We start from the raw sequence: 521 nt of genomic DNA, 5'->3' as shown, positions 1-521 counted from the left end.
GTCTTCGTAACGTAACCGACAAAGACAAAGCATTGCGTTCAATGTTCCGCGTCCTCAAGCCAGGTGGTCGTCTATTGGTTTTGGAATTCTCTAAACCAGTTCTCGAACCACTATCAAAAGTGTACGACGCGTACTCATTCCACCTATTGCCAAAAATGGGCGAATTGGTCGCGAATGACGCAGAAAGCTACCGCTACCTTGCTGAATCTATTCGCATGCACCCAGACCAAGAAACACTGGAAGGCATGATGCAAGACGCTGGCTTCGAAAACACCAAATACTACAACCTAACGGGTGGTATTGTGGCGTTGCACCGCGGTTACAAATTCTAAGGGTTAACGGCATGCCATTTGAACCTCTTATCACTGCTGTCATTGAAACTTCGCTGAACACACTGATTAAAGACGATCCTGCATTGGGTCGTCGTTTAGCGCGTCTCAAGGGCCAAGTTATCCAAGTTCACCTCAAAGAAATCGACAAGACGCTGACGTTTGTTTTCAGTCAGCAGATTGATGTGCTGG

The 521-nt window shown here is 47.0% G+C and carries 2 protein-coding genes; both read left to right on the top strand.

The genetic code is table 11. The features are described 5' to 3' along the window. A partial coding sequence (locus R7P74_RS29270) for a class I SAM-dependent methyltransferase (protein WP_318124239.1) occupies nucleotides 1-332 on the top strand: 332 nt, incomplete at its 5' end. Nucleotides 333-343: 11 nt separating this feature from the next. Further along, nucleotides 344-521 (top strand): SCP2 sterol-binding domain-containing protein (locus R7P74_RS29885; RefSeq protein ID WP_336624126.1); only part of this gene is annotated, 178 nt, incomplete at its 3' end.

The sequence above is a fragment of the Vibrio sp. 2033 genome (assembly GCF_033339735.1).
Note: the sequence above shows the minus strand (reverse complement) of the source record. Positions and strands in the feature narration are given on the sequence as shown.